This window comes from Parasphingorhabdus sp., assembly GCF_965233695.1.
In the GTDB taxonomy this organism is placed as follows: Bacteria; Pseudomonadota; Alphaproteobacteria; order Sphingomonadales; family Sphingomonadaceae; genus Parasphingorhabdus.
The window spans coordinates 771,422-782,500 of the sequence record NZ_OZ247497.1; the positions used below are offsets into that span (position 1 = coordinate 771,422).

General features: G+C 53.1%; 4 protein-coding genes, 1 tRNA gene and 2 rRNA genes (1 of these 7 running past the window's edge). All 7 read right to left on the bottom strand.

Features of this window, described 5'->3' with window-relative positions; all coding sequences use genetic code 11:
* Positions 1-202: 202 nt before the first annotated feature.
* A complete protein-coding gene (locus tag ACO6S1_RS03595) occupies positions 203-2,221 on the bottom strand; it encodes an ATP-binding protein (RefSeq protein WP_335653890.1) in 2,019 nt (672 codons plus the stop codon).
* 27 nt (positions 2,222-2,248) lie between these two features.
* Positions 2,249-5,752, bottom strand: a complete 3,504-nt coding sequence (locus ACO6S1_RS03600) for a class I SAM-dependent DNA methyltransferase (RefSeq protein ID WP_335653889.1) — start codon at positions 5,750-5,752, stop codon at positions 2,249-2,251.
* Positions 5,753-5,809: 57 nt separating this feature from the next.
* Positions 5,810-6,931 carry a Fic family protein gene (locus ACO6S1_RS03605; RefSeq protein WP_422344974.1) on the bottom strand — a complete coding sequence of 374 codons (1,122 nt, stop codon included), beginning with the start codon at positions 6,929-6,931 and terminating at the stop codon, positions 5,810-5,812.
* Positions 6,932-7,204: 273 nt separating this feature from the next.
* Entirely contained in the window at positions 7,205-8,521 is a 1,317-nt protein-coding gene (locus tag ACO6S1_RS03610; RefSeq protein WP_422344975.1) for a site-specific integrase, read from the bottom strand.
* A 157-nt stretch (positions 8,522-8,678) separates the two neighbouring features.
* Positions 8,679-8,755, bottom strand: a tRNA-Met gene (locus ACO6S1_RS03615).
* Between the two features lie 132 nt (positions 8,756-8,887).
* Positions 8,888-9,002: ribosomal RNA gene (rrf, locus tag ACO6S1_RS03620) — 5S ribosomal RNA — on the bottom strand.
* Positions 9,003-9,167: 165 nt separating this feature from the next.
* Positions 9,168-11,079: ribosomal RNA gene (locus ACO6S1_RS03625) — 23S ribosomal RNA — on the bottom strand; it runs 885 nt beyond the window's last position.

The window sequence follows — 11,079 nt, forward strand, 5'->3', positions numbered from 1 at the left end:
AAGCCGCACCCTCAAGGAGCGCAGCGGGAAAGAGTGCGTCCTTAAAAATCCCGCTCATCACCAGCGGTCCGCCAGGACTGCCCTTCCTCTTGCGCCATGCGATCGTCACCGGCAGGCCGAGACGCCAAAGGCGGCTCGGTGGAGTGAGCCCGCGAAGGCGGGATCGTGGAATAGAGCGCGGTGCGGACTTGTCCGCAGGCGTTCAATCTAGGCTAAAATAACTCTTGCCTGAAATACCAGCGCGATCAAAAAACGCCTGATTGCGCGCTCGCGCGTCGCCCAAAAGTGCGTCCCATCCGATCAGCTCTATCGAACCCTGAAACCCGCTTTGCGGCTGATATAGACGCCCGCGCCCATCCGCTGTGCGTTGCCAAGTATATGTCCATTCATCAATTTTACCGACAATATCTGCAACGATGAAACAATGGAAAACGGTGCGATCATCAAGCTTGATCGGTCGCCCTTTCACATCACTTAATTTTCCCTCTTGCAACCGCCGCACATAACGCTCGACTTGCGACTGAGGATTTTCATTGTCACCGTAGCTTGACCGGCCCGGCCGTTTGAATTCGACCAAAAGAACTTTGGACGGTTCTTCGGTTTGTCGCAAACCGTGAACATAATCAAAGATTAGGACATCAGGGCGTTCGTCGCTTTCGATAGCCTGCGACAACGTTGAAAACTCGACGTCAGAGCTGAAATATTGCGCAAAGGTTAGCCGTTCATCGATGATCCAGAGATCGTGAGATGATGCAGATTCAACTTTTTTCGTGCCATCTTCAATTGTATTTATGCGTAGCGGGCAAATGAACGAGTGAAGGATGTCCTCGCGCTGATACGAACTGTCCCGTGTATCATCACGCACTTTTTCCAGAAGTATTTCGATAAAATCGAGAACGACCTTCCGGCGCACGATATACTCTGCAAGGCTGCGTTGCTCTGCATCCTCAATCGCTGAACCGGCTTCCGAAATGGCATCGGCAAAGGAAGCGGCGTCAGCTTCACCACCTCTCAATCGGCTGAGGACGGATTTAATTTTATCAGCCTGCCGCTGGTCTCTGCGAAAGCGCTCACGAGCCAAATGCCCGTAAATGGCATCCTCTTTCAGTTCACCCGAAGGGATTTTGGTCTGAAGTTCTTCGGTGTTACCGAAGGCAACAGATGGATAGCTTTCTGTTATCTGTTCAATCTTCTCGCGCTGCTCGCCACCAAGTTTCTCAAGGGGTTCCTTGAGAAACTCCTCAATATACGAACTGCAAACATCATTGATGATGCGGTCGAGAACAACATCTTCGAACATGAAAGCCGTCCGCTCCTGATTCACATTCGTGTCGAGATATTCGCCTGTTAAAATAGCGTGGAATACACGGTCATTGTCGCTGCCAAAATATTTCAGACCTAGCTTACCGTCGATGCTTTGAGACTGGACCGTCCGGTCGTGAGCAATAAAATGGACAAAATGGTGTCCTTTGAGGTCCGCGCTGGCAACTTTATCGCATTCCATAAGGGTTAACAGCAGTAGGCCATATTCTTCGGTCTCAAGCTGTATGTCAGCTTGCTTGCGGTGAACGATGTTGTCGATCTCGGCAGGATAATGACGGGTCTCATCGCCAACATAGACCGAAATTTGGGGGCATTTCTTGCCGATGAATGTCGGCAAGAAATGCGAAGTCAAATGTTGAAAAACAAAGCTGTCGCGGCCCGGAAAATTCGAAAGATACCCGTTATCACGCAATCCATCGAAACGAACGAAGAAAGACGGGCTCTGGGTCGATCCGACTGCCTCTATTTTCTCGTTCTGAATTTGGTCATTCCGCTTCAACATGAAGTCAAAGGATCGTGTTTCCATGCCGTCTTTGGATTTGAACGTGCTGACGACGCTAATCTTCTGGAAGCAATCCAGCCATAAGAGCCGCCCGACGCCTTTACCACCAATCGAAATTTTGTTGTCCGTGTCGGTTTCGGTAAAAGCGTCCCAATTCTTCTCGTCTAGTCCAAAGCCGTTATCTTCGACAGTCGCCCACACTTTATCCTTGTTACGATTGGTGTTCACGGTGACGTGAATCTGCCCTTGCTTGCTGACAGTCTCCCCAAACCGGTTTTGAACTGAATGAATGGCATTCGAAATGGCCTCAAAAAGTGGTTGCATCGCAGCAGTCACATTTTTGGGCTTTGGCAAACGCTCAATGCGTTTGACGATATTTGGCCTAAGTGAAGTCATAATCGGACTTTCTCTGATATTTTAATTTCACGCCGCATACCGTCCATCTGCAAGCCGCCGCGCCTGTCCGATCGCGGTTAGGGCGTCCAGCACGGGGGTTATGCCCTTGGCGTTTGTGCCTTTGATAGCGCGGGCGATGTCGCGGGGGTGTTGGGGTAATGGCGATGCGGCAAGAATATTGGCGACAGCGCTGACTTGTTCGGCAAGTGTTTTTGGCCACGGGATGATTGTTGCAACAACCGGCAAAGCGGGGGCATCGCCCAGATCGAGATCGCGGTTCACCGGCTTGGCGGTTTCGCCCGGCGATTGATATTCAGGGCGCAGCCAACGGACGACGCCCTTGGCTTCTTCAGCGGCCCGTTCCCTGTTGAGCGCCACCAAGCGGGTAAGGATTTCATCATCCGACAAACCAGCAGGCCAGCCGTAAGCTTCGGCAACGGCGGCATCGATTGCATCGTGATGCTGTTTGATGAGCGAGACTTGCCCGCGTGTTGCGATGTCTTTCAGCTTCGGTTCTATCGCGGTCTTTTCCTGTTCAGCGACGCGAATGGCTTCCAGCGCATTGTATAGCCCGGTCAGCGTTATATCCGAATGTTCAGCCAACACTTTCTTACGCAACGCATCCAGTTTTTCAGCTTCCTCACGGATACGGGCTTTTAGAGTATCAGCAACGTCCGCTGGGAATGGAAACGGATCAAAACAAGCTGATTTGGCATATACTGGATCGTCCCCCATTCCAAGGCGACCGCCCGCCGCTAGCGCCCATGCGCCATGTATTGCACTCGACAACACGCCAAGATGCCACGCATCATCTAGTGCAGAACAAATCAGCTTATTATCCGGGACAATGCCTATTGGCAGAAATTGGAACACCCGGTGCTTGGCGGTTTCAATGGTTGCGATATAGCGATCAATTCCGGCCATAGCCTTCCGCATCTCGCTGCGCGCTTCGCCATAAATCCACCAGTTTTCGCGGTAACTGGCGCGGTTGTTCTGGGCGCGGTGGGGTTTCACATTTGAAAGAACGTGCTGATATACCGCCGGATGCTGGTCCCGCGCTTCGGCCTCGGTCAGGCCATAAAGGTCGATGACTTTTACATCGCGCGAGCGTGATGCCAGGTCGCGGCCATTGCGATAATCAAATATCACATTGGCATCGCCGGGATTGCCTGAGCGAAAGCGCGGCTTATCGTTTGAGGTTGTAAATCCAAGTTTTTCGGCCTCTTCCGGCGAAAGAATAAAGCCGCTCCCCATCAGCTGAACTCCGCGCGAAGCGAGCTTGTCATTGGATTTGAGCGGGACTGCTGCTGTGACATCCGCACCGATACGGAGATCGCTGTTTATCATTCCCTGCTTGCTATCAAGGCTGATGCTATCAGGGGCGGCGCCTTCGTCCGTGACGGTTCGCAGCAAGCCTTCTGCTTTACCAGGTTGCGCCACGGTCATTGCAATACGCACCGCTGCGCCATCGCTGGAATCAACCCAAGGGTGATTGGGAATGGCGAAGGTCAAACTGATCCGGTCTTTGTTTTCCAGATATTTTGCGACGACACGGCGGCTGAATGTTTGTGGCAGCGAATTGGTCGTGATGAAACCAAAGCGTCGTACCGTTTTCTTTCTTGTTGCAAGCGCCGCCTTATCCCACCAGTGCATAACGAAATCAGCGGATTCGGGAACATCAGTGGTTTTGAACAGCGCATCAAAATAGCCGCCCCCCAATCGTTCCCGAACATCCTTGCCGCCGATAAACGGCGGATTACCGACAATGAAATCCGCTTTGGGCCATTTTGCTGACTTTGCACCGACATAGCGTTCAACCTCGACGCGCGCATCCTCATCGGGAACCTTCTTTCCGGTCACGGGATGCAGCTTCATCGTCTCGCCGTCCCAACGGGTGAGCGGCTTGCCATGTTCGTCGCGTTCAAGGATTTTCTTATCCCACGAGATAAGGGCATCACGATTTTCGATGGTCTTTACGTCGCGCAGCACGGGTTCGGGCGGCATTCGTCCTTCGCCAGAAACCCGGAAATGCCATTGCAGGTAGCCGATCCACAAAACCAATTGTGCAATCGCCGCCGCGCGCGGGTTTATCTCGATACCAAGGAAATTTTCGGGAGTAATCGTGTGGCCGCTCATTTCCGCCACATATTGCTTGTCGCCCAGTTCGATCAGCAGCGAGACGACTTCGCCTTCAAGCTCTTTCATCCGCGCCAGCGCAACATAGAGGAAATTGCCCGTGCCGCAGGCAGGGTCAAGAACTTTGGTTTGCGCTAGCGTTCCATGAAACTTTTCGACAACCGCGCGCGCCTCATTGGCCTTGTCGGCCTCAATCAGGCTTGTCGCCGCCGCCTGCACACCCGCCCAATCAGCACGCAGTGGTTCGATGACGGTGGGCAATACCAACCGTTCGACATAGGCACGCGGGGTATAATGCGCGCCCAGCTTGGCGCGTTCTTTGCCGTCGAGCGCGCGTTCGAGCAAGGTGCCGAAAATCGCTGGCTCAACATCGTTCCATTTCTTTTCCGACGACTGGATTAAAAGCCCGATCTCATCTGCATCGAGAGGAATGACAGTCTGATCTTTGAACAGATAGCCATTGAATTTTCGGACGGTCTCTCCGGCATCACCCAGCGCGCCGACAAAACCGCCAGCGTCCATCTTCGCCCATAGATCGGTCAGTGCGGGTGTGAGATTATCCGGTCGCATCTGCATCTTTTTAAGGAGTGCGGTAAAACTGCCGTCCGGAATAAGGCCGACATCTTCGGCAAACATCGTGAAAAGGCAGCGCATCAGGAAATCAGCAACGCGTGTCGGGTTTTGCTCACGCGCCTCTAGCCGTTTGGACAATGCGGCAAGCCGGTCGGCAATTTCCCGCGTGACCTTGGCCGCTTCCTTGGAGGGGTCAAGGCTGAGTGGGGCAGTCCAGATGGTTGCCAAGCGGGCGCGGACATCCTCATGCCGTAGATCATCCAGTTTGATGCGGAAACGAGCCGCGTCGGGAAACTGGGTATATTGCTTTCCGGTTCCGCTGAAATCGGCATAGACATCAATGCAATGGCCAACATCGGTAATTAGCAGAAATGGCGGCCAGCCATGTTCGAGCGGCAATGCCTTGGCATAGCGTTCGGCCTGTCCTTTGGCTTTCAGCATCGCCGCAGCCCAGCCCGGAGTGCCGCGCTTGGCGGTGCCTTGCTTCAGCTTTTCGGCTGCGGGTTTGCCGAAAAAGTCAGCTTCTCCGCGTTTCGCAGCTTCACGGTCCGCATCCGTGCCTTGCTTTGCCTCCAGCACGAAACAATTACGCTTATAGGCGTCCAAGCGACCAAAGCTGGTTGTGCCGTCACCATTGTCCTGAAACACGCGGCGTTCAAAGACATAATCATTGTGAGCGTCATCAGGCTGGCTGCCATTGGGAGAATCAACTCCAATGAGAGCGCAAAGTCCGTTCACGAAGCTCTGCGTATTGGCAAGCTCCGAACCGCCGGTAATAGCCCAGTCCGCAATGAATGAATTTATCTGATTATTATTCTGCACGGATTATCTTTAGACGCCGGGGCACATTACTCGCAATCAACAAACGAAGGGTCGCTGTCATTTGTTATCGCCCCCAATATCCACCGCCAGTCGGTAGCGCGCATAGCGACGCTCACCGGTGCGGATCAGCGCATTTTTTGCAATCAAGTCATTCAAATCGCGCGTCGAAGTCGCTGTGGTTGCACCGGTAATCGTCCGATAGTTTCCAGCGCTTAACCCGCCTTCAAATCCATCTGGCCCTTCGCGGAACATTCGGATCAAGGCCTTTTCCTGCCTCTCGTTGAGTTCGCCGCGAAGGCGATCAAACAGGCGCGTCTTTTCAATCAGGAACCGTATGCGGGTAATCGTGCGAGCCTGCGCCTTGATGACAATATCGGCAAACCATGTCAGCCACGCATCGATGTCGTTGCTCTGGCTTCCGAGATGAAGCGCGGCATAATAGGCTTTGCGGTGGCGATGAATCGTCTCTGCAAGCGCGGTCAGCGTCGGGGTTGCGAGACTTTGTGCTAAAGCTTTTTCAGCAATCGCGCGCCCAATCCGGCCATTGCCGTCTTCAAAGGGATGAATGCTTTCAAACCAAAGGTGAGCGATAGCCGCCCGCGTGATCGCAGGAACTTGATTTGGTGATGACGGGGCGCTTTCGTTGAACCATGCAATAAAGCGAGACATCTCCATCGGCACATCTGTTGACGGCGGCGCTTCAAAATGCACGCGCGGTGCCTGGAGTGCGCCCGACACAATCTGCATCGGATCTTCGTGTGTCCGGTAGCGTCCGACATCAGCAATGTCGCGGCGACCATTCATTAGCATCGCGTGCCACGCAAACAGCGTCTGATCGTCAAGCGGCGCGGCATGGCTGCGATAGACATCGGCCATAAGCTCGGCAGCACCGGCCTCAGCGGCGCTTGCCCGGCGCTGGTCGGCAGCAAAGCCCAGATGCCGTGCCAGTGATGATTGGACGCTATCGCGGTCAAGGATTTCGCCTTCTATGGCAGAGCTATCGACAATTTCTTGGGAAATAAGTTCGATGGTCAAGCCGTTGCGTTCATCGTCGTCAAGATGATGCAATGCCCCGATTACAACACCGGAACCTTTTAAGAATTGTGCTTCTGACATGCGGATAGATTCCGCGTCGAAGCGAAAGTCAGGCCAGTCAGGAAGTTGCCAGTTCCAGCGCATGATCGATAAGAACCCTTTCTATCAATCATGATATAACAGTATTGTGATTGATAAGGCGAGTGCCAATCAATCATCAAAGGAAAAAATGTCGCTTCGCGTCGTTAAGTTGTGGCGATGGCCGAATCCCGTTCAGGATTCTGGTGGCCAGCATGACAATATCCTTCGATTGTCATTTCGCGAAAAGTTGAGGCGCTTCCCCTTTGGTCAGCTCGCCTCATTGGACATGGGAACACTGCTGTTCAGCGGTCTGTTCCATCCATGCCCGTAACAAGCCTATTCATCGTCAAGATCAACCTCGGCGCGAGGTGACGATTTCGAGGCTCTAAGGGGTTTGGGCCTACGGACGTTGATGGAGGCCGCATCAAGAGTGCTCTTGATGTGCGCGGCATAGAATTTCTCAATCATCTCGACGCTGGTGCGGCAGTTTTTGGCGATCTGGTAGATGTCGGCCCCCTCCATCAACCGCATACAAATATAGGTGTGACGCAGACTATAGGCAGTGCGGGGCTTCTCATCCCGGTCGCGCTTGAGGTTGGCCCGCTCCAAAATTCCGTTAAATAGCCTGACGTGGTTGCCTGGAAACACTGGGTCTCTAAGTTCGGGATATTCCGGTGCCGGTGGGTCTTCCGATAATGGCGGCAGGCCTTCTTTACGCCGTCGCTGCTTCTCACGGCGGCTTTCTGCTTGAACCGGTTTTGGCCGATTGAGCAATCGCTCATACGGCCTAACTGCACTCGGCATCGACTTACAATAGCCAACGCCGCGTTTACCTCGCACCTCAATTTCGAGGAGCGTCTCACCAGTTGCCTCGTCTTCGACAATAGCAACATCGCGATGCTGGAGATTTTTTGCCTCATCGGGCCGCAGGCCAGTGTTGGCTAGAAATAGGACATAATCATGGACCTGTTCGGCATTCCACCTGTCACGCTCATGGAAGGGATCACGCGCATAGGCGCGCGTGGCTTCATAGAGCTGTTTGTATTCGGCTGGACTGAACCAAGGACGGTGGACGATCTTGCCCTGCGTTCTGTAAGGCGGTGATAGGTCAGGCAAATGCTCAAGCCACCCGTTGCGGATTGCTGTCTTCAGAACCATTCGTAATGTGACGATTTCATTATGTAGGGTGCTGCGCGCTGGCGGTTTGTCCACCAACGGTCGATTGCTGCGTGACGCAGGATTTGGTTCAAGCCGCGACGTCATCCGGTGAACGCGATAATCCTGCACTTTGGCCGGGGTCACTTTCGAGACGCCAAGCTCGCCGAAGAAAGGCAGCAAATGAATCCGCAACCGGATTTCATGTCCCTCGGTCCACTTCTGGCTGCGCTCACCTTCGGTAATAACTTCATACTCGGCAAGAAACTGTGCTGCGGCTTGGGCAAAACTCTTCTCCGACAGGAGAATGCCAGCGTGATCTTTGCCGCGAAGTGCAAGATACCAGTCTTCGGCAAACTCGGATGCCAGCGCGAGACTTTCACGCTTGGTTGTGGCCCGTCGTTGTTTACCGCCGACTGAAGCAGAGCATTGCCAGATGCGACTCTCACCGCGCCGATACAGCTGCACCTTGCCATTGAGAACTCGGTGACTTTCCACACGTCGCCTCCACCAATTGGGATATGATGACCTACGGCTATCAGGTTTTAGAGAAAGAGTCAAAATGTGTTAGCTATGTGTTAGCTCCAGAACGAACAAAAGCCCCGGTCTTTCGACCGAGGCTTTTCGTTAAGCTATTGTATTTTAGCCGTTAATTTGGTTGCGGGAGTAGGATTTGAACCTACGACCTTCAGGTTATGAGCCTGACGAGCTACCGGACTGCTCCATCCCGCGCCACCAATGGAAGCTGTATTTCAACAGCCGCCAAAATAAAAAAAGCGGCCGGCCCGTTGCCGGACAGGCCGCTTTTTGAAAAAGTGAATGGGTTATTTCCTCGTGACTACATCTTTATGCGCCTGCTGCAATGCCTGGCGACGTCCTACTCTTCCATGCCTTGAGACAAAGTACCATCGGCGCAATCTGGTTTCACGGCCGAGTTCGAGATGGGATCGGGTGGGGCACAGATGCTATGGCCACCAAGCAATGAAGCAAGCGCATAAGCTGTAATCACGGGTCTTTTAATCGATATATCGTTGGTAAGATATGCATGTTTAAATCCATGCACATATTACCGTGGGCTGAGCTTATATGTCCAGCATCTACGACAAGTTGAACTAGTCCAACATTGTTGTTGATGGCGGGATTCTACAAGCGCGAATTGAGTAATTAGGACTGGTTAGCTTCATGCATTACTGCACTTCCACACCCAGCCTATCAACGTGGTGGTCTTCCACGACTCTATGATAACTTATCTTAAGGGAGGCTTCCCGCTTAGATGCTTTCAGCGGTTATCCCGTCCATACATAGCTACCCAGCGGCACGCCTGGCGGCATGACTGGTACACCAGAGGTATGTTCAACCCGGTCCTCTCGTACTAGGGTCAACTCCTTTCAATTATCGACGCCCACGGCAGATAGGGACCAAACTGTCTCGCGACGTTCTGAACCCAGCTCACGTACCACTTTAATTGGCGAACAGCCAAACCCTTGGGACCTGCTCCAGCCCCAGGATGTGATGAGCCGACATCGAGGTGCCAAACGATTCCGTCGATATGAGCTCTTGGGAATCATCAGCCTGTTATCCCCGGCGTACCTTTTATCCGTTGAGCGATGGCCCTTCCACGAGGGACCACCGGATCACTATGACCGACTTTCGTCTCTGCTCGACTTGTCAGTCTCGCAGTCAGGCGGGCTTATGCCATTGCACTCTAACAGACGGTTTCCAACCGTCCTGAGCCCACCATCGCGCGCCTCCGTTACTCTTTAGGAGGCGACCGCCCCAGTCAAACTACCCGCCACAGAGGGTCCCTGATCCGGATAACGGATCTAGGTTAGACACCAGAAAACAATAGGGTGGTATTTCACATTATGGCTCCACTCGGACTGGCGCCCAAGTTTCAAAGCCTCCCACCTATTCTACACAATTCTTTCCTAATGCCACTCTGAAGCTGCAGTAAAGGTGCACGGGGTCTTTCCGTCTAACCGCGGGTACTCCGCATCTTCACGGAGAATTCAATTTCGCTGAGCATATCCTGGAGACAGTGGGGAAGTCGTTACGCCATTCGTGCAGGTCGGAACTTACCCGACAAGGAATTTCGCTACCTTAGGACCGTTATAGTTACGGCCGCCGTTTACTCGGGCTTCAATTCAGAGCTTGCACTCCTCCTCTTAACCTTCGAGCACCGGGCAGGCGTCAGACCCTATACGTCGTCTTGAAGCCGACTTAGCAGAGCCCTGTGTTTTTGCTAAACAGTCGCTACCCCCCAGCTTGTGCCCCCTGCAAAAAGTTGCCTTCATGCAGGGCCTCCTTCTCCCGAAGTTACGGAGGTAATTTGCCGAGTTCCTTCAGGATACTTCTCTCAAGCGCCTTGGTATACTCTACCTGCCCACCTGTGTCGGTTTAGGGTACGGTCTATATGGTGGAGCTATTTCCTGGAACCTCTTCGAAGCCTGATCAATCCAATAAGATCAGACAACACACGAGATCCGTCACATTCCACCAGGTCACGGAATATTAACCGTGTTCCCATCGACTACCCCCTTCGGGCTCGTCTTAGGGGCCGACTCACCCTGCTCAGATTAGCTTTAAGCAGGAACCCTTGGGCTTTCGGCGACAGTGCATCTCACACTGTTTGTCGCTACTCATGTCAGCATTCGCACTTCCGATACGTCCACCGTCGGTTACCCTTCGGCTTCATCCGCTTACGGAACGCTCCGCTACCGCTCATAATAAATTATGAACCCTAAGCTTCGGTGCATTACTTTAGCCCCGTTACATCTTCGCCGCAGGAACCCTTATTTAGACCAGTGAGCTGTTACGCTTTCTTTAAAGGATGGCTGCTTCTAAGCCAACCTCCTGGTTGTTTTGGGATTCCCACATGCTTTCCCACTTAGTAATGACTTGGGGACCTTAGCTGTAGGTTAGGGCTGTTTCCCTTTTGACGACGGACCTTAGCACCCGCCGTCTGTCTCCCGGACTTATCTCTATGGTATTCGGAGTTTGGTTAGGTTTGGTAGGTCTCGCGACCCCCTAGCCCATCCAGTGCTCTACCCCCATAG

What these genes read in the sequence shown, in the direction of transcription:
- ACO6S1_RS03595 (WP_335653890.1), bottom strand. Translation starts at nt 2,221, where the DNA reads ATGACTTCACTTAGGCCAAATATCGTCAAACGCATTGAGCGTTTGCCA.
- ACO6S1_RS03605 (WP_422344974.1), bottom strand. Translation starts at nt 6,931, where the DNA reads ATGCGCTGGAACTGGCAACTTCCTGACTGGCCTGACTTTCGCTTCGAC.